Source organism: Desertivibrio insolitus (genome assembly GCF_017355965.1).
GTDB lineage: Bacteria > Actinomycetota > Actinomycetes > Actinomycetales > Microbacteriaceae > JAFIQW01.
The window spans coordinates 305,287-327,352 of record NZ_JAFIQW010000003.1 but is presented as its reverse complement, the minus strand read 5'-3'; the positions used below and the strand labels follow the sequence as shown (position 1 = coordinate 327,352).

The 22,066-nt window shown below is 68.7% G+C and carries 16 protein-coding genes and 2 tRNA genes; 8 read left to right on the top strand and 10 right to left on the bottom strand.

All coding sequences use genetic code 11. From position 1 onward, the window contains the following. Positions 1 to 76 precede the first annotated feature (76 nt). The 4 genes from JUB10_RS08280 to JUB10_RS08265 form a co-directional block, all read right to left on the bottom strand. A complete protein-coding gene (locus tag JUB10_RS08280) occupies positions 77 to 1,120 on the bottom strand; it encodes a LacI family DNA-binding transcriptional regulator (RefSeq protein WP_207455386.1) in 1,044 nt (347 codons plus the stop codon). Between the two features lie 42 nt (positions 1,121 to 1,162). Continuing rightward, a complete protein-coding gene (locus JUB10_RS08275) occupies positions 1,163 to 1,996 on the bottom strand; it encodes a carbohydrate ABC transporter permease (RefSeq protein WP_207455378.1) in 834 nt (277 codons plus the stop codon). Then, positions 1,993 to 2,928 (bottom strand): carbohydrate ABC transporter permease, encoded by a 936-nt coding sequence (locus JUB10_RS08270; RefSeq protein WP_374191696.1) that lies wholly within the window; start codon positions 2,926 to 2,928, stop codon positions 1,993 to 1,995. The genes JUB10_RS08275 and JUB10_RS08270 overlap by 4 nt, the downstream gene beginning before the upstream one ends. 72 nt (positions 2,929 to 3,000) lie before the next feature. Continuing rightward, the gene (locus tag JUB10_RS08265; RefSeq protein ID WP_207455376.1) at positions 3,001 to 4,317 is read right to left on the bottom strand and encodes an ABC transporter substrate-binding protein; all 1,317 of its coding nucleotides are present in this window, start codon (positions 4,315 to 4,317) and stop codon (positions 3,001 to 3,003) included. 219 nt (positions 4,318 to 4,536) lie between these two features. On the opposite strand from JUB10_RS08265, the gene JUB10_RS08260 reads away from it, so the two are divergent. From JUB10_RS08260 to JUB10_RS08250, 3 genes are all read left to right on the top strand, one after another. Beyond that, positions 4,537 to 7,200 carry an alpha-L-rhamnosidase gene (locus tag JUB10_RS08260; RefSeq protein ID WP_207455375.1) on the top strand — a complete coding sequence of 888 codons (2,664 nt, stop codon included), beginning with the start codon at positions 4,537 to 4,539 and terminating at the stop codon, positions 7,198 to 7,200. Next, entirely contained in the window at positions 7,197 to 9,260 is a 2,064-nt protein-coding gene (locus JUB10_RS08255; protein WP_207455372.1) for an alpha-L-rhamnosidase-related protein, read from the top strand. The genes JUB10_RS08260 and JUB10_RS08255 overlap by 4 nt, the downstream gene beginning before the upstream one ends. 218 nt (positions 9,261 to 9,478) lie before the next feature. Continuing rightward, a complete protein-coding gene (locus JUB10_RS08250) occupies positions 9,479 to 11,707 on the top strand; it encodes a beta-glucosidase (RefSeq protein ID WP_207455371.1) in 2,229 nt (742 codons plus the stop codon). A 156-nt stretch (positions 11,708 to 11,863) separates the two neighbouring features. On the opposite strand, the gene JUB10_RS08245 is transcribed toward JUB10_RS08250, so the two are convergent. Continuing rightward, complete coding sequence (locus JUB10_RS08245) at positions 11,864 to 12,805, bottom strand: AraC family transcriptional regulator (protein WP_242682332.1); 942 nt, start codon at positions 12,803 to 12,805, stop codon at positions 11,864 to 11,866. Between the two features lie 237 nt (positions 12,806 to 13,042). Here JUB10_RS08245 and JUB10_RS08240 point away from each other — a divergent pair, with 237 nt between their 5' ends. Both JUB10_RS08240 and JUB10_RS08235 read left to right on the top strand, forming a co-directional pair. Beyond that, positions 13,043 to 14,335 (top strand): O-acetylhomoserine aminocarboxypropyltransferase/cysteine synthase family protein, encoded by a 1,293-nt coding sequence (locus JUB10_RS08240; RefSeq protein ID WP_207455369.1) that lies wholly within the window; start codon positions 13,043 to 13,045, stop codon positions 14,333 to 14,335. Next, positions 14,335 to 14,907, top strand: coding sequence for a CoA-binding protein (locus tag JUB10_RS08235; protein ID WP_207455368.1), 573 nt, complete (start codon positions 14,335 to 14,337; stop codon positions 14,905 to 14,907). Before JUB10_RS08240 ends, JUB10_RS08235 begins: the two co-directional genes overlap by 1 nt. 54 nt (positions 14,908 to 14,961) lie before the next feature. Here JUB10_RS08235 and JUB10_RS08230 read toward each other — a convergent pair whose 3' ends face one another. After that, positions 14,962 to 16,341 (bottom strand): LLM class flavin-dependent oxidoreductase, encoded by a 1,380-nt coding sequence (locus tag JUB10_RS08230; RefSeq protein WP_207455367.1) that lies wholly within the window; start codon positions 16,339 to 16,341, stop codon positions 14,962 to 14,964. A 121-nt stretch (positions 16,342 to 16,462) separates the two neighbouring features. Between JUB10_RS08230 and msuE the strand changes: the two genes are divergently transcribed. From msuE to ligD, 3 genes are read left to right on the top strand one after another with little or no spacing between them, the layout of a single operon-like run. Then, the gene (msuE, locus tag JUB10_RS08225; protein WP_207455366.1) at positions 16,463 to 17,035 is read left to right on the top strand and encodes an FMN reductase; all 573 of its coding nucleotides are present in this window, start codon (positions 16,463 to 16,465) and stop codon (positions 17,033 to 17,035) included. 44 nt (positions 17,036 to 17,079) lie between these two features. Continuing rightward, on the top strand, positions 17,080 to 17,766 hold the full coding sequence (locus JUB10_RS08220) for a haloacid dehalogenase type II (RefSeq protein ID WP_207455365.1): 687 nt from the start codon (positions 17,080 to 17,082) through the stop codon (positions 17,764 to 17,766). Between the two features lie 9 nt (positions 17,767 to 17,775). After that, positions 17,776 to 18,747, top strand: coding sequence for a non-homologous end-joining DNA ligase (ligD, locus tag JUB10_RS08215; RefSeq protein ID WP_207455363.1), 972 nt, complete (start codon positions 17,776 to 17,778; stop codon positions 18,745 to 18,747). Between the two features lie 27 nt (positions 18,748 to 18,774). On the opposite strand, the gene JUB10_RS08210 is transcribed toward ligD, so the two are convergent. From JUB10_RS08210 to gyrA, 4 genes are all read right to left on the bottom strand, one after another. Then, positions 18,775 to 18,847 (bottom strand) — tRNA-Ala (locus tag JUB10_RS08210). 80 nt (positions 18,848 to 18,927) lie between these two features. Continuing rightward, positions 18,928 to 19,004, bottom strand: a tRNA-Ile gene (locus JUB10_RS08205). A gap of 49 nt (positions 19,005 to 19,053) precedes the next feature. After that, positions 19,054 to 19,461, bottom strand: coding sequence for a DUF3566 domain-containing protein (locus tag JUB10_RS08200; protein ID WP_207455362.1), 408 nt, complete (start codon positions 19,459 to 19,461; stop codon positions 19,054 to 19,056). Continuing rightward, positions 19,454 to 22,042, bottom strand: a complete 2,589-nt coding sequence (gene gyrA / locus JUB10_RS08195; protein ID WP_207455360.1) for a DNA gyrase subunit A — start codon at positions 22,040 to 22,042, stop codon at positions 19,454 to 19,456. The genes JUB10_RS08200 and gyrA overlap by 8 nt, the downstream gene beginning before the upstream one ends. Positions 22,043 to 22,066 lie beyond the last annotated feature (24 nt).

The following is a 22,066-nucleotide window of genomic DNA, read 5'->3' as shown; positions in this document are numbered from 1 at the left end:
GGAAGCGGAGATGGTCGAACCGGTGGTGCGCCTCGCTGCATCGGTGGCGGCGCAGCATTCATGACGGGCGGGTGGCTCAGCCGTTCCAACCCACGGTCGAGGCGCGCACCAGGAGATGGGGCTCGAGCACCACCCGACGGTGCTCGTGGTCGGGGCCCTGGTCGAGTTCCTCGAGCAGGAGCTGCATCGCCGTCTCGCCGACCTCGCGGCCCTGCATCGCGACGGTGGTCAACGGGAGCCGGCCCGTCCAGGCGCTGGTGTTGTGATCGCATCCCATGACCGCGATGTCGACGGGTACTCGCACGCCGGCCGCTGTCAGTCCCTCGATCACCCCGGCCGCCAGACCGTCCGTCACCGCGATGACGCCGTCGGGGCGCTCCTCGGCCGGCAGTCCGAGGATCTGTTCGGCGACCGCGATGCCCGAGCCGGGTTCGAGGTCCGGGGTGTTCTGCATCTCGACCTGCGCCTGAACGCCCGAGCGGCGTAGTGCCCGCTCGACGCCCAGCCAGCGGAAATGCACCGGCTGGATCGCCGGATTGTCACCGCCGACGAAGAGGAGCCGCCGTCGACCGAGCGACAGCAGGTGCTCGGCCGCGAGCTGACCGGCGAGCTCGTTGTCGACGATCACGCTGCAGATCCCGGGGTCCTTGTGGTCGTAGTTGACGACGACCACCGGGCGACGGTGCTTGCGGAACCGTTCGATCTGCTCGGCGGAGTCCTGCATCGGAGCGAGGATGAGCCCGCTCACCCTGGCCTCGTCGAAGAACGCGACCTTCGACGCCTGCGTCTCGTAGTCGTCCTCGCTGCCGGCCAGCAGGAGGTCCAGTCCAGCCGGGCGCGCGGCGCTCTGCGCACCGTTGGCGATGTCGACGAACATCGAGTTGCCGAGATCGATCGCCACGAGACCGACGTTCCGCGAATGCCCCGCCGCGAGAGTGCTGGCGTTGGCGTTGCGGACGAAACCGAGCTCCTCGATCGCCTGCAGCACGCGCTCGCGGGTGGCCGGGGTCACACGGGCCGGATGATTCAGGACGTGGGAGACGGTGCCGACCGAGACACCTGCCCGTTCGGCGACGTCGTAGATCCTCGTCGACCGGCGCTTGGCCTCCACCGCTCCCACCCCCTTGCTTCCTCGCTTCGCTTGAGAATACTCAGGCCGCAATCAACCCTTGACCGCGCCGGAGGTCATTCCCGCCACGATCTGCCGGTTGAAGAAGATGTACATGATCAGCGGGGGCACCGTGATCAGCAGCACATCCATGAACAGCAGGTTCCACTGGTTGAGGCCCTGCGACTGGAAGTTGTAGAGCGTCAGCTGAACCGTCGCGTTCTCCTCCCCTGGCAGGAAGTACAGCGCGTAGGTGAAGTCGTTGAACACGGTCACCGCCTGCACGACGATCACCGTGACGATCACCGACCGCAGCAGCGGGAAGATCACGGAGAAGAACAGCCGGAGGGGCGAGGCGCCGTCGAGCAGCGCCGCCTCGTCGAGCTCCCGAGGGATGCCCGCGACGAAGGCCCTGAACAACAGGATGCAGAACGACAGCCCGAACGCCACGTGCACCGCGATCAGGCCCGGCATGGTCTTGAACAGCCCGAGCGACTGGAGCAGGAAGATCGTCGGCACGACGGCGGGCGGGATGATGAGGCCGGCGAGCACCAGCAGGTTGACGACCGGGTTCCACCTCGACTGACGCCGCTGGAGTACGTATCCGACCATCGCTGCGAGCACGACCATGATGGCGACGCTCGCGACCGTCAGGATCGTGCTGTTGAGGAACGCCCGGAGGATGATCCCGTCCCGCGTCTCCACGACGGCGGCGAGGTTCTCGAAGAACTGCCATTGGGTGGGGAGCGTGAACTGCAGGAGGGACGCCTCCTGCTGGGACTTCGATGCGGTGAGCACGATGAAGGCGAACGGGACCAGGAACACCACCGTCGTGACGACGATCGCGATGAGTCCGAGCCAGGTCCCTCTGGAGCGCGCGGCGTTCATGCCTCGGTTCCCTTCCTGTTGAGCCAGAACGACAGAGGCACGACGATCGCGGCGATCACGAGGAACAGCACGACGTTGCCTGCGGTCGACAGGCCGTAGAACCCGGCCTGGTACTGCTTGTAGATGACGGAGGCGATCACGTCGCTCGTGAATCCCGGCCCGCCTCGGGTCATGGCCCAGATGAGGTCGAAGGACCGGAGCCCGCCGATCAGCGACAGGATCACGACGGTCACCGTGGCCGGCCGTGCGAGCGGCAGGATGATGTGCCAGAAGTTGTTCCACGAGCTCGCGCCGTCGACGCGGGCCGCCTCGAAGTAGTCGGCGGGGATCGCTACGATCCCCGCGATGTAGATGAGGGTGGCGAGACCGACGCCCTTCCAGACGTCGACCATCGCGACCGAGAACAGGGCCCAGGCGGGGTCGGTCAGCCAGCCGGGCCCCGTGATGCCGAGCGCGGCGAGACTCTGGTTCACGAGGCCGTCGAACGGGTCGAGCAGCACCTCGAAGGTGACGCCGACACCGATCGTGCTGACCAGCACGGGGAAGAAGATGACCGACCGCAGGTAACCGCGGGCGAGGATCTGCGACGTGAGGAACACCCCGAGCAGCAATCCGATCACGACCTTGAGCCCGGAGGTCAGAAACGCGTAGATGAAGGTGTTCGTGAAGCCCTGCAGCAGGGCGGGCTCGCGGAAGAACTGGGCGAAGTTGTCGAGCCCGATGAACTCGATGTCGAACAGCGTCCAGCGGGTGAGCGCGAAGTAGAACGACGCGCCCGTGGGGATGATGAAGAGAAGGATGTAGAAGAGCCCCGCGGGCAGGTAGAACCAGGTGGGGTAGGGGCTCTTCATCGCCCGCCGGCCGCCACGACGCTGCGGCGACCCGGGCTTCGGCTTGGTCGGCTCGGACAGTGCCTGAGTCGCGACGCTCATTGATGCTCCTCGGGGTAGAAGAAATGGGGCGGACGCCTGGGCGCCCGCCCCATCAGATGGTGGTGAGAAGGCTTACCAGCCCTCGAGGCCGAGCTGCTGGGCCTGCTTCTCGACGTCCTCGTCGTAGAGCGCGGCACCGTCCTCGGCGCTGCGGATGCCGGAGCCGACCTCGACGGTGATCTGCTCCAGGGCCGGTCCCTTGATCGGCGAGAGGAACTCGAGCGCCAGCCCGGTGCGACCCTCGTCGAAGTAGGGCTGCAGGTCGGAGACGATCGCCGGCACGTCACTCGGCAGCTCGCAGCCCTCGACGACGAACGGACCGCCGAGCGTCACCGAGTCGGCGATGGCCTCGCAGCCCTCGGGGGACGTCAGCCACTCGAGGAACTCCATGGCCGCGTCGAGCTGAGCGCCCTCGGTGGACTTCGGGACGTACATGCCGTTCGGCATCCAGACCGTCACGCCGTTCTCGACGCCTTCGGCATCCGTCGGGATACCGAAGACACCGATCGCGTCGGCCGCGTCGGGGTAGTTGCTGCCGATGTTGCCGGCCACGTTGCCCGTGAGCATCGGGTAGTGCGCGGCCGTGCCCTCGGCGAGCATGCGCACGCCGTCGTCGTACGTCGCCGACGCGAAGTCCTGGTTGAAGTAGCCGGCCTCGAACGCCTCCTGCTGGTGACGGAAGCCGTCGATGGCGGGCTCGTCGACGTACTTGGCCTCGTTGTTCGTGTACTTCTCGGCCCAGTCGGGGTCCTGCGCGAGCACGTTGTAGAAGTCGCCGAGCACGAACAGCTGCGAGGTCCACGTGTCGCCGTACGTCTGGGCGATGGGGGTGATCCCGGCCGCCTTGATGGCCTCGTTGTTCGCCATGAACTCGGACCACGTGGTGGGGACCTCGAGACCGAGCTGCTCGTAGACGGTCTTGCTGTAGACCATGGCGCCGGCGAAGGAGGCGCTCGCAGGGGCACCGTAGATGCCCTGATCGGTCGAGACCGTCGTCACGAAGTCCTCTTCGAGCTTGTCGACCCACGGCTGGTCCGACAGGTCGACGAGCGTCTGGTCGGGGTTCAGCGCCTGGAAGAGGGAACCCGAGTTGTAGTAGAAGAGGTCGTTCATCTCGCCGGTGGCAAGGCGCGTCTTCACGAGGTTGTCGCCCTCGCCGCCGGCCGGGTGGGTCTCGGTGGTGATGGTGACGTCGGGGTTCGCCTCGGCGTACGCCGCGATGATGCCCTCGAACTGAGCGACGGTGGACTCCGCGCTGTCGATGTAGATCGAGAGCTCGGAGCCGTCGCCGCCGCTGTTGCCACCGCCGCCGCTGCAGCCGACCAGCATCGCGGCAGTCGTGGCTAGCGCTCCGGCCGCCACCAACCTGCGGGTTCTACGGATTGTCATCCTTTACCTCCTTGTAAAAGTCCGGTGACCCGGCGCCAACGTCTTTGAATCGGTTCAAGACGGCTTCACGATAGAAAGGCGGCTGCACCGCTGTCAAGCCTTCCGAGGGGCACGATCGGATAACGGAGACCCCTCCAGGGGGCTTCTTGACCCGCACGCCGCCTCATGGGAAGAATGATCGAGCGCTTCGAGGCTGAAGCGTTTCAAAATCGGAGAGCCATGTCACTTCCTTCCGCGACCGACCTCGACCGTTCGGTCTCCGTCTCCCGCCTTCGTCACCAGTTCGACCAGGGGCTCCTCGGACTCCCCCTCGTTCCGCTGCTGCTCACCTGGACGGCCTCGAGCGACGGGGACGAGGAACCCACGGGTTACCAGCTCCGTCACCGACGCCCCGACTCCGACTGGGTGGAGGACGAGCCGGTGTCCGGCTACGATCCGATCGAGGTGCCGGCACCGGGTGGTGCCCTGACTGCTCGCGAGCGACGCCACTACGCCGTCCGCGTCGCCACCGCCACCGGATGGAGCGAGTGGAGCGACTCTCTGGAGGTCGAAGGCGGGCTCTCCCCCGCGGACTACACCGCGACGATGATCGACGTGCCGAGCGAAGTCGCCGGTCCGGTACCGATCCTTCGCACCGAGTTCGACATTCCGCAGTCCGTCTCGAGCGCACGGCTGTACCTGACGGCGCTCGGGACGGCCGAGGTCCGGCTCAACGGACGGCTCGTCGACGGGGCGCTGCTCACCCCGGGCTGGACCAGCTACCGCGAACGGGTGCTCGTCGACACCGTCGACGTGACGGAGCTGCTGCAGAGCGGCCGCAACGCGATCGCCGTGTCCGTCGCGGACGGGTGGTACCGAGGACGCTTCGGCTTCGCCGGTCACACCGAGATCTACGGCGACCGGATCGGCGCGCTCCTGCAGCTCGAGACGGTCGACGGTTCAGGTGACCGCACGGTCGTGGCGACCGGCCGGGAGTGGCGCGGCGGATTCGGGCCGATCCGGTCGGCGAGCATCTACGACGGCACGGCGATCGACTTCCGTGAGGACGCCGGTGACGCGTCTCTCGTCGGGTTCGACGACTCCGCGTGGACCGCTGCCGACGCGGTGCCGTTCGACGTGGCGGTGCTGGAGCCGCGGGGCGTCGCTCCCGTGCGCGTCATCGACGAGCGCGCCATGCGCGCCGAGGAGCGCGACGGCCGAGTGATGCTGGACGCCGGGCAGAACATCTCCGGCTGGGTGCGACTGCGTGTCGAGGGTCGCGCCGGCCAGACGGTGACCGTGCGTCACGCGGAGGTGCTCGAGCCCGACGGCGCTTTGCACACCGCCGCGCTCCGCAGCGCGAAGGCCACCGACACGTACGTCCTCGCCCGTGACGGCGAGATCCTGCTCGAGCCGGTGTTCACCTTCCACGGATTCCAGCACGCCGAGGTCAGCGGAGCCGACCGTGTGCTCGAGGCGACCGCCGTCGCGATCTCCACCGACCTGCCGCGGCGCTCGAGCTTCTCGTCGTCCGACGAGGCGCTCGACCGTTTCCACGAGAACACCCTGTGGTCGCTCCGCGACAACTTCGTCTCGGTGCCGACCGACTGCCCGCAGCGCGACGAACGACTCGGCTGGACGGGAGACGCGCAGGCCTTCGCTCCCACCGCCTCCACCCTCGTGGACTCGCGGAGCTTCTGGGCGTCCTGGCTCCGCGACCTCGAGCTGGACCAGACCGACGAGGGGGGCGTCGCCTCCGTCGTACCCGACATCATCCGGCACGGCGACATGATCATGGGCGGCATCGCGATCGACCCCAACGGGCGCGCGGGTTGGGCGGATGCCGCGACCATCGTGCCGATGGCCGTGCACCAGTCGTACGGCGGCACGGACATTGTGCGGCGCCAGCTCTCGAGCATGCGTCGCTGGGTCGGTCACCTGGAGCGCCGCGCCGGCACCGAGGTGCTCCTGCCGCACGAGCCTTTCCAGTACGGCGACTGGCTCGATCCCGACGCCCCGGCCGACCGCCCCTGGGCGGCGAAGGTCTCGTCGGACTACGTCGCGAACGCCTTCTACGTGCAGTCCGCGCGGCTGCTCGCGCAGGCCGAGCGTCTCGTCGGTGACGAGGCCGAGGCCCGTCGTCTGGACGACCTCGCCGCGACAGTCGCTGAGGAGATGTGGCGGAAGTGGAGCGACGAGGCCTTCCGCACCCAGACGGGCGCGGCGCTCGCTCTCGAGTTCCGGGTGGCTCCCGAAGCAGAGCGCACCGCCGTCGCGGCCGCACTCGCCGAGAACGTGCGGAACGAGCGCGGGCGCATCGCCACGGGGTTCCTCGGGACGCCGCTCGTGCTGTTCGCCTTGAGCAACACCGGTCACCTCGCCGAGGCGTACTCCATGCTGCTCCGCCGGGAGGCGCCCTCGTGGCTCTACCAGGTGGAACGAGGGGCGACGACGGTGTGGGAGCGCTGGGACGCGATCCGCGAGGACGGCAGCATCCACACCGGCGACATGGACACGACCGAGGGCGACGGGATGATCTCGTTCAACCACTATGCCTACGGAGCGATGCTCGACTGGGTCTATCGCACCGTCGCCGGGCTGGCACCTGCGGAGCCCGGCTACCGGGTCGCGTCCATCGCACCCCGGCCGGGCGTGGGACTGGACCGCGCACGTGCGAGCATCGACACCGCGTACGGCGAGCTGTCGATCGACTGGCGGATCGACGATCAGCGGCTCTTCGAGGCGGAGGTGCACGTGCCGTTCGGTGTGCGTGCCCGCCTCGACCTGCCCCTGACCCCGGAGTCGGTAGTCACCGTCGACGGTGCTGCCACGGCAGGCGAACTCGGCCACGGGCGGCACACGATCCGCATCGAGCGCGCCTCGGTCGCGGGGGCGCCCGCGTGACCTCGACCCCGACCCGGCTCGCGCCGCCGTCCGGGCGGGAGGAGTTGCTCGCCGCGCTGCGCGAGCTGGGTCCTGATCCGTTCCCGGACGTCTCCGGCGAGCGGGGGACGACGCACGACTGGGTGTACGCGGAAGCGGACCGCGAGCTCGGCATCCTGGCCCGGATCGTCAGCGAGGGGCGCCGCGTCGGTCGTCACGTCGACTACAGCGAGAACTTCGGGCGTCCGGCCGAGCACGTCCGGTTCCGCAGGACATCCCGCGACGGCACGGCCGGCGATGTCTCGTTGATGGCAACGGGTGCGGTCCGGATGGATTCCGGCGGAACGGCGGAGCCCGCTCCGGCCACTGGCGCCGGGCTCCGGACGGTGGTGCTGCATCCGGCGAGCGCCGTGCTCGAGTTCACACTCACGTCGGAGGACGGCGAACCGTGCGCCGTCGCCGAGGCGAGCGGGACGGGCGTCGAATGGGCCTTCCTGGCGCGGGACGGCGAATGGCAGGCCGTCGCGCCTCGAGCCGGTGGTTCGACACCGCCGCATCGGGTCGAGGAACCGACACAGCGCCGGCAGATGGTCCCCACCGAAGCCGACGTGTGGAGTCTCGCGGAACCGGTCCTGGGCCGCCCGCTGATCGCCGCTCCCGAGCGTCCGACGGTGGTGCCCGGCGAATCCCTCGCCGAGGCGATGGCGGACGAACGGCTCACCGAGGTCGTACCAGAGGTCGTGGCCGTCGCGCCTGGTCTGTGGACCACCGTGCTGCCGCTGGCGATCTCGCATCTCCGGATCACCGGCACCCAGGCATCCGAGGTCGCGGTCGACGCTCTCGTGCGGGACGTGCCTCGCCGTGGGGCGTTCCTCTCCTCGGACGACACCCTCAACCGCATCTGGTCGACGAGCGCCTACACGATGCGGCTCTGCATGCAGGGACTCGTCGTCGACGGGATCAAGCGGGACCGGATGCCGTGGATCGGCGATCAGGCGCTGGGGATCACCGCCAACGCCTTCGCATTCGGCGACAAGGCGATCGTGCAGGACGGGCTCGCGGCCCTCGGTCGCGTGGTCGACGGGTTCGTCAACGGCATCGCGGACTACTCGCTCTGGTGGGTGATCGCCCACCGGGCCCACCTGCAGTACTTCGGCGATCGCGAGTTCACCCGTCGCGAGGCGGACGTGCTCCACGACTTCGTCTCCGCGCTCGCACAGCATGCCGACGCCAGCGGACTTTTCCGTCCTGCCAGCGGCTCCGACGCCTTCGTGGGTGCCGGCCCTGGATCCGTGTTCATCGACTGGGGGTACCGGTCCGACCACGACGGTGTGCCGACGGCCCTGCAGATGCTCTGGCACTGGGCACTCGAGAGCGCGTCCGAAGTGCTCGGCGCGGTGGATCATCCCGGCGCAGGGACTTGGTCGGAACTCGCTGCTCGGCTGCGCCAGACCCTCCGGTCCGCCTGGGACGGCGACGCGCGGCGCTGGCGACCGACGATCGGCACCACCGTGGTCGACGACGACGGAGGCTACGCGGACTTCCTAGCGCAACTCGCCGGTGTCCGACCACCCGACGGACGGACGGCGGAGTCGCTGCAGCACGTCGACGCACAGACGCCCTTCATGCGGGCGTTCGCGATCCAGGCGCTGGCGGACGCCGGCGAGCTAAGGTCGGCACTGGATCGCATCCGCTCCGACTGGGCGCCGATGCTCGAGCAGGGCGCCAAGACGTTCTGGGAGGACTTCCCCGAACCCGGGCATTCTCCCTGGGAGATGTACGGTCGGCCGTTCGGCAAGAGCCTGTGTCATGCCTGGTCGTCGGGGCCTGCTGCCCTGCTGCCACAGATCGTGCTGGGCATCCGTCCGACCGGCTACGGCTGGTCGGAGTTCGTCGTCGAACCCGACCTCGGCGACCTCGACTGGGCCGCCGTCACTGTACCGACGGCGCGGGGCCACATCGGTGTCACCGCGACCCGCGACGAGCTGACCGTCGACGTGCCCGCCGGGACCACCTGGGTGCGCGGCAAGGAGCGCCACGAGGGCCCGGTGCTCGTGTCCTATCCTTTTTCGCGCCTCTAGCGGCGTACGCTCCGCGTACTCCGCTCCGGAAATGATGCGCTTCAAAACATTCTTGACAACCCTCCACCGCGCTGTGAGTGTGTGAAGCGGTTCACAAAGATGGACCCGGTCCTGGGGGACCGACTCTCGACGATGAGGGAAACGAATTGATGCAACGACGCATTGGGAACCGGAAGCCGCGCTCGCGGCGGAGGACAGCACGGGGTCTCGCCGTGGTCATGAGCGGGATCGTTGTCGCGACGGGCGCCGGCGGCCTGCTCGCGGCACCGGCAGCGGCCGCCACCGTGGACTGCTCGACGGTGCCGTGGATGGACACGTCACTGAGTGCCACCGAGCGCGCCAACGCGCTGCTCGACGCCAGCAGCCAGCACCAGAAGTACCGGTGGCTCGTGGAGCAGCCGGCGAATGACCCGACGAAGACGACATGGACGGCCCGCGGCGAGGCCGACGTGGTCTACCCGGCGCAGGTGCCCTGCACGCCGGTGGTCGTCTACAACAACGGTCCCGACGGCGTCTATCGCTCCGCCGGAACGACCGCCTGGCCTGGCCCGATCGCGGTGGCCGCGACCTGGAACCTCGAACTCGGGGAGGAGAAGGCGATTGCGCACGGCAGCGAGTCGTTCGACAAGCGCAACGCCGTCATCCTCGGCCCGGGCATCGCGTCGGGTAGGACCCCGCTCTCCGGCCGGGGATCTGAGTACTTCGGCGAGGATCCCGTGCTCTCCGGCCTCATGGCCGCGGCGAACGTGCGCGGCCTCGAGGACGGCAACCCCGACAAGCCGATCGTCGCCAACCTGAAGCACTACGTCGCGAACGAGCAGGAGGTGGACCGCGAGGAGAGCTCGTCCAACATGGATGAGCGCACCTTCAAGCAGATCTACGACCTGCCGTACGAGATCGCCGTCCGCAAGAGCGACCCCGGCAGCGTGATGTGCTCGTACAACCAGGTCAACGGGGTGTACGCGTGCGAGAACGACATCCTCACCACGAGCCTGCGCGAGGACTACCCCTTCCGGGGCTACGTGATGAGCGACTTCGGGTCGGTGCACTCCACCGCTGAGTCACTCAACGCCGGGCTCGACCAGGAGCTGAACCGCCCCATCTGGTTCACCCCCGCTCGACTCGACGCCGCGCTCGCCGCCGGCGAGATCACCCAGGCGCGCATCGACGAGGCCGCCTTCCGGGTCGTCCACTCGTACATCGAGGGCGGACTCTTCGACCACCCGGTGCCCGCGACGCCGGTCGCGAACGTGTCGACGCCTGAGCACAAGGCGCTCGCCCGGGAGATTGCCGAGCAGAGCACGGTGCTGCTGAAGAACGACGGAGTGCTGCCGCTCGCCGAAGGTGACCTCACCGTCGCCGTCATCGGCCAGACGGCATCCAAGACGCCCACCAACGGCGTGAGCGCCAAGACCGGCTGCGCGTGGGACTTCCCGTTCGGCCCTCCTGGGAACCAAGCGCTGAACTGCGACGCGATCGTGGACCCGCTGACCGGCATCACCGAGCGAGTCGAGGAAGCCGGCGGAACGGTCGTCTACGACAACGGCGCCGACCCGGCGAAGGCAGCCCAGGTCGCCGCGGCGGCCGACGTCGCCCTCGTCTTCGGGCACTACAAGATGGGTGAGACCAAGGACCTGCCCGACCTGCGGCTCGACGGCAACGGTGACGCGCTGATCGAGGCGGTGGCCGCATCGGCTCCGCGCACGGTCGCCGTCCTCAACGCTGGATCCGCGGTCGAGATGCCTTGGCTCGACAAGGTCGATGCAGTGCTCCACGCCTGGCACTCGGGCGAGCAGGTGGGACCGGCGCTCGCACGCCTCATCTACGGCGACGTGAACCCGTCGGGCAAGCTGCCGATGACGTTCCCGAAGTCGGTTGCGGACACGCCCACGGGCAAGGACGCGGCGCAGTACCCGGGCGTATTCTCCAACGGCTCCACCACCCGCCCGGCGGGCAGCACCGAGATCCGCCAGGTTGAGTACTCGGAAGGCCTGAAGGTCGGCTACCGCTGGTACGAGTCCGAGGGCATCGAGCCGCTGTTCGAGTTCGGCCACGGCCTGAGCTACACCGAGTTCGAGTACGACAAGGTGAACGTGACGCCGAAGTCGACGACGGGCGACAAGGAGATCCGCGTGCGGTTCCGTCTGACCAACACCGGTGACGTCGCGGGCACCGAGGTGGCGCAGGTCTACCTCGAGCTGCCGAGCTCGACGGGCGAGCCCTCGAAGCGTCTCATCGGGTGGGAGCGCGTGACGCTCGAGCCCGGTGAGCACCGCAACGTGCAGGTGACCCTGACCGCGGACGACCTCGCGGATCTGCACCTCCTCGAGTACTGGGACACCAAGGCCGACGACTGGAAGACCGCATCCGGCACCTATGAGGTGACGGTCGGTGGCTCGGTCGACGCCGACGCTGCGGCGACGTTCGCCGTGAAAGCAGGGAAGTAGCTCTCCCCACTTCGCCGGGTGGGGCGGGAGCGAGCCTCTCGCCCCACCCGGCTTCTTTGAGTACAACTCCACCCTGGCGAACGTGCAGCTCGATCGCGGAGTGATGCGCGTGACGCCGAACGCCAGCGGTCGGTCGGCTCGAGGGAGTCGGCCCCTTCAGCGTTTCAGCGTCGCGCTCGGCCGCTCGTGGAAGGCGTCCTGGTAGTACCCGGCGAAGCGGCCGCTGTGGGCGAAGCCCCACCGCAGCGCGATCGACTCGACCGACGCGTCGCCGTCCGGGTCCGCCGCGAGCAGATCCTGCCGGGCCCCTTCGAGGCGCACGCGGCGCAGGTACTCAGTCGGGGTGCTGTCGAGGTGGCGGCGGAAGGCCCACTGCAGTCCACGGGTCGACATGCGCGCGGCGCGCGCGACGTCGTCGACCGTGATCGCCGTGTGGGCGTTGTCGTCGATGAACGCGCGGGCCCGACGGACGGCATCCGGCAGCGCGGCCTGCGGCTCCACCGCGCGATGTCGGTCGCCGAACGCCTCGATCGCGGAGACAGTCAGCAACCGGAACGCCGACAAGCGCACCAACGGGCTCTGCATGACGCGGTCGTTCGACACGATCTCCCGAGCCACGTGCTTGACGGTCGAGCACCAGAGGCGCGCCGACTCGGGCGACTGGGCGGGGACGAAGTCCTGCGGGCCGTTGATCAGGGACTCGGCCTCGGGGCGCACGTCGGTGAACACCGCGACCGCGGCCGGGTTCAGATTGACGATGAGCAGGTCGAAGTCGTCGCCCCAGCCCTCGTGCCCGACGTTGCGCGGCACGAGAGTCGGCTGCACGGGCGACATCCGGCGATCGGGCGAGAGCTCCAGACGGAAGTCACCCGACACCTGCGCGATGGTGATCTGGTCGAGCTCGTTCGAGAACTCGACGCTGTCGGTCGTGCGGAGTCGCGCGATCTTCATCCGGTCGTCACCGTCGATCTTCTGGCGATAGCGAAAGCGGCGGGGCCCGGGGTCCTTGAGCGACGCCCTGCCGTAGAGCGTGCGCAGCAGGGTGTCGGCCGAGTGGAGATCGTTCGTCGAGGCGTCCTGGTGAATGATCCTGGTCATGTTCTCGGCCGTTCTGGTGGGCTCACCCGAGCGCGCGCATCATCGGCCGAAGCGCTGGGGAGGAGGGGAAGAAGTCCCCGTTGACGCCCGGGGCGGCGGAGCCCGGCTCGCGGCCGGAAGAAGCTCAACACCAGCAGTGTAAGGGGACAGGTGTCCCCCGCGCTGGGTCGAAGGTCCCGGTTACGCGAGATTTCACGGCGGCGCGGATGCGCTGCGGCGCCGCGTTACCGTGGCGTCATGGCTGATCGAGAATACGGCTTCCGCACGCGTGCGATCCACGCCGGCAACATCCCCGACGCGGTCACGGGTGCCCGCGCCCTGCCGATCTATCAGACGAGCGCCTTCGTCTTCGACGACACCGCGGATGCCGCGGCGCGCTTCGCCCTGCAGAAGTACGGCAACATCTACAGCCGCCTGGAGAACCCCACGGTCGCGAGCTTCGAGGAGCGGATCGCATCGCTCGAGGGCGGCCTCGGCGCCGTCGCGACCGCGAGCGGTCTCTCGGCGCAGTTCGTGACGTTCGCCTCGCTCGTCGGCGCCGGCGACCACGTCGTTGCGAGCTCGTCGCTCTATGGCGGTTCGGTGACGCAGCTGGATGTCACGCTGCGCCGCTTCGGCGTCGAGACGACGTTCGTCAACAGCTCCGACCCCGCCGACTACGCGGCCGCGATCACCGACAGGACGAAGGTGGTCTTCGCCGAGACGATCTCCAACCCCTCCGGCGCGATCGCCGACATCGCGGGCCTGGCGGACGTCGCCCACGCCCACGACGTCCCGCTCATCGTCGACTCCACGGTCGCGACGCCGTACCTCGTGCGCCCGATCGAGTGGGGCGCGGACGTCGTCGTGCACTCGGCCACCAAGTTCCTCGGCGGCCACGGCACGACCCTCGGCGGTGTCGTCGTCGAGAGCGGCCGGTTCGACTGGGCGAACCACCGGTTCCCGCTCTTCGACGAGACGGTGCCGCACTACGGCGGCCTCAACTGGCACGGCAACTTCGGCGAGTACGCGTTCCTCACGCGCCTCCGCGCCGAGCAGCTGCGCGACATCGGCCCGACCCTCGCGCCGCACTCGGCATTCCTCCTCGCGATGGGCGTCGAGACGCTGCCCCTGCGCATGCAGACCCACGTCGACAACGCGCGTGCCGTCGCCGAGTGGCTCGACGCCGACCCGCGCATCGAGAAGGTGCACTGGGCGGGCCTGCCGAGTCATCCGCATCACGAGCGCGCGAAGCAGTACCTGCCCAAGGGACCGGGTTCGGTGTTCTCGTTCGACGTCGCGGGCGGCCGAGACGTGGGCCGGCGCTTCATCGAGTCCGTCGACCTCGCGAGCCACCTGGCCAACATCGGCGACACGAAGACCCTCGTCATCCACCCCGCCTCGACGACCCACGCGCAGCTCACCGAGGAGCAGCTGCTGCAGGCGGGCGTCGGACCCGGCCTCGTACGATTGAGCGTCGGCCTCGAGGACGTGGACGACATCATCGCGGATCTCGATCAGGCCCTCACCGCGGCCGCGAAGGAGAACTGATGACCACGGATGCCACGGTCACGACGCACCTCGTCAACGGTCTGACCTGCGAGATCCCGGCCTCCTCGCCGCTCGCGAAGCTCATGCGCTCGCAGCGCACCTGGGTGGGTCCCTCCGCCCGCGAGCGACTCGCGATCCTGCGCAAGGCCAAGTCGGTCGCGATCGTCGGCGCCTCCCCCAACCCCGCGCGCTCGAGCTACTTCGTCGCGACCTACCTGCAGCAGTCGAGCGACTACAAGCTGTATTTCGTCAACCCGAACGCCACCGAGATCCTCGGCGAGAAGGTCTACCCCGACCTCGCCTCGCTGCCCGAGGTGCCCGACATCGTCGACGTGTTCCGCAAGCCCGCCGACATCCCCTCGGTCATGGACGACGCCCTGGCGATCGGCGCGAAGACCGTGTGGGTGCAGCTCGGCATCTGGAACGAGGAGGCCGCCCGTTACGGCGAGGAGCAGGGGCTGACGGTCGTCATGGACCGCTGCATCAAGGTGGAGCACGCCCGGTTCCACGGCGGCCTGCACCTGCTCGGCTTCGACACGGGCCAGATCACCTCACGCAAGTCGATCCGCTGACGGCACGAGAAAGGGCCGGTCCCCGAGGGGGCCGGCCCTTTGTCGTGCCTGCGCTCAGGCGGGAACGGACGACCAGCGGTACTGCGCGCCCTTGTGCTCCTCCGGCAGCCGGTCGCCGCGACCGTGCAGCTTGTTGCGGAGCGTGCCCTGCTCGTACGACTCCGGGTAGGCGCCGCGCCTGCGCAGCTCGGGCACGACGTACTTCACGACGTCCTCGAACGTGCCGGGCGTGATCGCGTAGGCGAGGTTGAAGCCGTCGACGTCGGTCTCCTCGACCCACGACTGCAGCTCGTCCGCGATCTCGGAGCCGGAGCCCACGATGAACGGGCCGAGGCCGCCGATCGCGCCGTGGCGGGCGATGTCGCGCACCGTGAACTCGCGGCCGTGCTCCGCGGACTCCGCGAAGTTCGCGATCACCGACTGGATCGCGTTGCTCTTGACGTTACCGACCGGCTCGTCGAGGTCGTACTGCGAGAGGTCGATGCCCATCCAGCCCGACATGAAGACGAGGGCCCCCTCCTCGCTCGCGTACGAGAGGTAGTCCTCGTACTTCGCCTGCGCCTTCTCGCTCGTCTCGTCGGTGATGATCGTCAGCAGCGTGTAGATCTTCGCGGCGTAGCGGTCGCGGCCAGCCGACTCGAGGGCGTCGCGGATGCGCTTGACCGTGCCGCGCAGCACCTCCTTGGTCGGGGCCGCGACGAAGATCGCCTCCGCGTTACCGGCGGCGAACGCGATGCCCCGCGGCGACGCGCCCGCCTGATAGATCACCGGCGTGCGCTGCGGCGAGGGCTCCGAGATGTGGATGCCGGGCACCTTGAAGTACTTGCCCTCGTGCCCGATCTCGTGCACCTTGCTTGGGTCGGTGAAGACGCCGCGCTCCCGGTCGACGACGACGGCGTCGTCCTCCCACGAGCCCTCCCACAGCTTGTAGAGCACCTCGAGGTACTCGTCCGCGTGGTCGTAGCGGTCGTCGTGCTCCATCTGGTCGTCGTGGCCCATGTTGCGCGCGGCCGAGGGCAGGTAGCCCGTCACCACGTTCCAGCCGACGCGGCCCTTCGTGAGGTGGTCGAGCGTCGTCATCCGCCGGGCGAACGGATAGGGGTGCTCGTATGCCGTGCCTGCGGTCACACCGAAGCCGAGGTGCTCGGTCACGAGCGCCATCGCGGAGACGAGCAGCACGGGGTCGTTCACGGGCACCTGAGCGCCGTGACGGATGGCTGCCTCGTTGCTGTCGCCGTAGACGTCGTAGGTGCCGAGCACGTCGGCGATGAAGATGCCGTCGAACGTGCCGGACTCGAGCAACTTCGCGAGCTCGGTCCAGTACTCGAGGGTGTTGTAGTTCCGCGAGCGGTCCTGCGGGTGCCGCCAGAGGCCGGACGACTGGTGCGCGACGCAGTTCATGTCGAACGCGTTGAAACGGATGTGTCGGGGCATGCGCCCATGCTCGCCTCGCCCGCCCGGGGAGTCACCCGCTGCCGCAATACGGCGTCACAGAGTGACGTTGTGTTTCGGTGGCCCTCCCGCCCGCGGCATCCGTCGGCCTAGCGTCGGAGCCATGTCGCACACTGAGCCGCTCAAGGTGGTCGGGGTCTCCGGGAGCCTGCAGTCGCCCTCGAAGACGACGGCGCTCGTCCGCGCGATCCTCGACCAGGTCGCCGATGGGGCCGAGACCGAGACGCACCTCATCGAGCTCAACGAGCTCGGGCCGCACCTCGCCGGCGCCGTGCAGCGCGACCAGCTGCCCGCCGTCGCCGAGCAGGAGCTGCAGCGCATCGAGCAGGCGGACCTGCTCGTCGTCGCGAGTCCGGTGTACCGCGCGACGTTCACCGGGCTGTTCAAGCACCTGTTCGACTTCGTGGGCCAATACGCGCTCGTCGACCGTCCGGTGCTCCTCGCCGCGACCGGAGGGAGCGACCGGCACGCGCTCATCATCGAGCACCAGCTGCGTCCGCTCTTCGGGTTCTTCCAGGCGGTGACGCTCCCGCTCGGCATCTACGCGAGCGACGCCGACTTCCAGAACTACGAGATCTCGAACCCGAAGCTCGCCGAGCGCATCGAGCTCGCCGTCGAGCGGGCGCGCCCCTTCCTCGGCCGCCAGCTCGAGGTCGCCCGCCCCGCCTGGTGGTGACGCCGGCTCAGCCGACTCGGAGCGGCGTGTGAGGGAGTTGGCCCATGGCCTCCCTCCTGGTCGACGTCAACGAGACCCTCTCCGATCTGTCGCCGGTCGCCACCGTCTTCGGCGAGGTCGCCGGCGACGGGCTGCTCGCGGATGTGTGGTTCGCGTCGATCCTCCGCAACGGGTTCGCGCTCACCGCCGCCGGTGACGACGCCTCCTTCCCGCAACTGGCTCAGGGGCACGCCGAGGACCTGCTCCGCAGCCACGTGACCGCCGAGGCGCTCGACGAAGCGGTGTCCTCCGTGCTCGACAGCTTCGCCGCGGTCCCGCCGCACGACGACGTGATTCCTGGCGTCCACGCTCTCCGCGAGGCCGGTCACCGTCTCTTCACCCTGTCCAACGGCCCCCGCTCGAACGCGGAGCGGCTGCTCGGCGACGCGGGCCTGCTCGAGTCCTTCGACGACCTGCTCACGGTCGAGGGGAACTCACCGTGGAAGCCCGCGCGCGCGGCGTACCGGACCGCCGTCGAACGGGCACACGTCGAACCGGGCGACGCCTGGCTGGTCGCCGTGCATCCGTGGGACGTCCACGGTGCCGCGGGAGCCGGGCTGCGGACGGCGTGGATCGACCGCTCGGGGCGCCGGTATCCCCCTCACCTCCGACAGCCGCTCATCGCGGCGACGGGAGTCCTCGACCTCGCCCGCCACCTCGGGCCGATCGACACCTCCGGGTCGGCGTCGTAGGTTCTCGACATGGCGAAACAGGCGACGCCCGCGGTCGAGCTGCAGGTCGGCGACCGCACCGTGCGCATCTCGAACCCCGATCGCGTGTACTTCCCCGCCCGGGGCGAGACGAAGCTCGACCTCGTGCAGTACTACCTGTCGGTCGGCGACGGGATCGTCAATGCGCTACGGGAGCGGCCGTGCATGCTGCACCGCTTTCCCGAGGGCGTGGCCGGCGAGAAGGTGCACCAGAAGCGGCTGCCGCACGGCGCCCCGCCCTGGATGGAGACGGTGCGGGTGTTCTTCCCCCGCTACAAGCGCACGGCCGACGAGCTGTGCGTGACCGAACTCGCGCACGTGGCGTGGGCCGTGCAGATGTCGACCGTCGAGTTCCACCCGTGGAACAGCAGGCGGGCGGATGTCGAGAAGCCCGACGAGTGGCGGATCGATCTCGACCCCATGCCCGACTGCCCCTTCGACCGGGTGCAGCGGGTCGCCGGCGTCGTGCACGAGGTGCTCGACGAGTTGGGCGCGGTGGGCTGGCCGAAGACCTCGGGCGGCAGCGGCATCCACATCTACGTGCGGATCGCCCCCGAGCACGGCTTCGACGACGTGCGCCGCGCCGCCCTGGCCTTCGCCCGCGAGGTGGAGCGGCGCGCGCCGCACGACGTGACGACCACATGGTGGCGGCACGACCGCGATCCCGCCGCCGTGTTCGTGGACTACAACCAGAACGCCCGCGACCACACGATCGCGGCGGCGTACTCGGTGCGCGGCAACCCCGAGGGCACCGTGTCGACGCCGATCCGCTGGAACGAGATCGACGACGTGCAGCCGGGCGACTTCACGATCGCGACCGTGCCCGAGCGCTTCGCACGCCTGGGCGACCTGCACGCCGGCATCGACGACGTCGTGTTCGACATCACACCGCTGCTCGAGTGGGCCGACCGCGACGAGCGCGAGGGGGCCGAGACGCCGCCGGCACCGGATGCCGCGGAGTGACAAGCACGACAGGAGGCCGGGAAACTGTGGAGCCTAGGAGAATCGAACTCCTGACATCTTGCTTGCAAAGCAAGCGCTCTACCAACTGAGCTAAGGCCCCGAACGGATCTCGTCGATCCGCGGCTGTGTTGCGACTTCCGACACTCTACGACCTGTTCGGTGCGTGGTGTCGGATCACGGTGGTGGGGCTACCAGGACTTGAACCTGGGACCTCTTCGTTATCAGCGAAGCGCTCTAACCGCCTGAGCTATAGCCCCGTGAACCGCATTAGAGAGTACCCCAAGCGGCCCGTTTCGCCCAATCGGGCTAGTTGTTGGTGAATCCGACGAGCAGACCACCGGTGATGCGGACGCTGAAGTTGTACAGCATCGCGATCACGGCGCCGAGGGCGGTGCCCACGACGACGTTGAGAGCGGCCACGATGATCGAGAACAGCAGCACCTGCGGCAGCGACACGACATCGGTGACGTTGAAGTTCTCCTGGCCCAGGATGTCGCGCAGCAGGTCGCTGATCGATCCGAAGACCCCCGTGAGGGCGAGGATGTTCCAGATCAGGAACGTCGCCACGATCAGCACGACGCCGCCCGCCACCGAGATCAGGAACGCGAGCTTCACCGCCGACCAGAAGTCGATGTAGACGAGCTTCAGGCGTACCTGCTTACCGCTCACGGGCTTCGGGGCCTTCCTCTGAAGCTTCTCCGCGACGCTACTCATTGCCCGACTCGTCCTTTCCGTCCTCGGTCACCGGCACGACATGTGCTTCTTCCACCGGTGCCTCGAGCTCCTCGTCGGCACTCTGCTGGTCGAGGTTCCGCTCACTGTTCTTGGCGATGCCAATGATCCTGTCACTATCCGAGAACCTGGCGAACACGACACCCATCGTGTCGCGACCCTTCGCGGGAACCTCGGCCACGGCGCTGCGCACGACCTTGCCGGATTCGAGCACGACGAGGATCTCGTCGTCCTCGTCCACGATCAGAGCGCCGGCGAGGTCGCCGCGGGTCTCCGCGAGCTTCGCCACCTTGATGCCGAGGCCGCCGCGGTTCTGCAGACGGTACTGGTCGACCGCGGTGCGCTTGGCGTAGCCGCCCTCGGTCGCGATGAAGACGTAGCCGTTCTCGCGCACGACGGATGCCGAGAGCAGCGCGTCCTCGCCGCGGAAGTGCATGCCGATGACGCCGGACGTCGAGCGGCCCATCGGGCGCAGCGCCGCATCGGACGCGGTGAAGCGCACGGACATGCCCTTGCGGGACACCAGCAGCACGTCATCCGTCTCGTCGACGAGCAGGGCCGAGACGAGCTCGTCGCCCTCGCGCAGGTTGATCGCGATGATGCCGCCAGAGCGGTTCGTGTCGTAGTCGGTCAGCGCCGTCTTCTTCACGAGGCCGTTGCGGGTCGCGAGCACGAGGTACTGGGCGACGCCGTAGTCCCGGATGTCGAGCACCTGGGCGATCTCCTCGCCCGGCTGCATCGCGAGCAGGTTGGCGACGTGCTGGCCCTTCGCGTCGCGGCCGGCCTCCTGGATCTCGTACGTCTTCGCCCGGTACACCCGGCCCGCCGTCGTGAAGAACAGCAGCCAGTGGTGCGTGGTGGTGACGAAGAAGTGCTCGACGACGTCATCCGCCCGCAGCTGAGCACCGCGCACGCCGCGGCCACCGCGGCGCTGGCTGCGGTAGTTGTCGCTGCGGGTGCGCTTGATGTATCCGCCGCGGGTGATGGAGACGACCATCTCCTCCTCGGGGATCAGGTCCTCGACGCTGACGTCGCCGTCGTAGCCGAACATGATCTCGGTGCGGCGGTCGTCGCCGAACTTCGCGACGATCTCGCGCAGCTCGTCGGCGATGATCTGCCGCTGGCGCTCGGGCTTGGCGAGGATGTCCTTGTAGTCGAGGATCTCGCGCTCGATGCGGTCGTGGTCCTCGAGGATCCGCTGACGCTCGAGGGCCGCGAGGCGGCGCAGCTGCAGGTCGAGGATGGCCCGCGCCTGGATCTCGTCGATGTCGAGGAGCTTCATGAGGCCCTCGCGAGCCTCCTCCACCGTCGGCGAGCGGCGGATGAGCGCGATGACCTCGTCGAGCGCGTCGAGCGCCTTGAGGTAGCCGCGCAGGATGTGGATGCGCTCTTCGGCGTCCTTGAGCAGGTACTGCGTGCGCCGGACGATGACCTCGACCTGGTGCGCGACCCACAGCGAGATGAACTGGTCGATCGGCAGGGTGCGCGGCACCCCGTCGACGAGCGCGAGCATGTTCGCGCCGAAGTTCTCCTGCAGCTGGGTGTGCTTGTACAGGTTGTTCAGCACGACCTTCGCGACGGCGTCGCGCTTAAGGATGATGACGAGGCGCTGACCGGTGCGGGCGGAGCTCTCGTCACGGATGTCGGCGATGCCGCCGATCTTCCCCTCCTTGACGAGCTCGGCGATCTTCAGCGCGAGGTTGTCGGGGTTGACCTGGTAGGGCAGCTCGGTGACGACGAGGGCGGTGCGACCCTGCAGCTCCTCGACGCTGACGACGGCGCGCATCGTGATCGAGCCGCGGCCGGTGCGGTAGGCGTCGTGGATGCCCTTGACGCCGAGGATCTGCGCCCCGGTCGGGAAGTCCGGTCCCTTGATGCGCTCGAGGAGCGCCATGAGGAGCTCCTCGCGGGTGGCCTCGGGGTTCTCGAGCGACCAGAGCGCGCCGTCCGCGACCTCGCGGAGGTTGTGCGGCGGGATGTTCGTCGCCATGCCGACCGCGATGCCGACCGACCCGTTGACGAGCAGGTTGGGGAAGCGCGCCGGCAGCACGACGGGCTCCTGGGTGCGGCCGTCGTAGTTGTCGCGCCAGTCGACGGTCTCCTTGTCGATGTCGCGCACGAGCTCCATCGCGAGCGGCGCCATCTTCGCCTCGGTGTACCGGGGGGCGGCGGCGCCGTCGTTGCCGGCCGAGCCGAAGTTGCCCTGGCCGAGCACGAGCGGGTAGCGCATGCTCCACGGCTGTACGAGGCGCACCATCGCCTCGTAGACGGGCGAGTCGCCGTGCGGGTGGAACTGGCCGAGCACCTCGCCGACCACGCGGGCCGACTTCGAGAACGCCTTGTCGGGCCGGTATCCGCCGTCGTACATCGCGTAGATCACGCGGCGGTGCACCGGCTTCAGGCCGTCGCGCACGTCGGGCAGTGCACGCCCGACGATGACGCTCATCGCGTAGTCGAGGTACGAGCGCTGCATCTCGAGCTGGAGGTCGACCTGGTCGATGCGGTCGACACTGCGCTCGATCGGTACGTCGATCTCTTCAGGAGTCACGTCGTCGTCAGCCACTCAGGGCCTTTCTGTCGGAAGGAG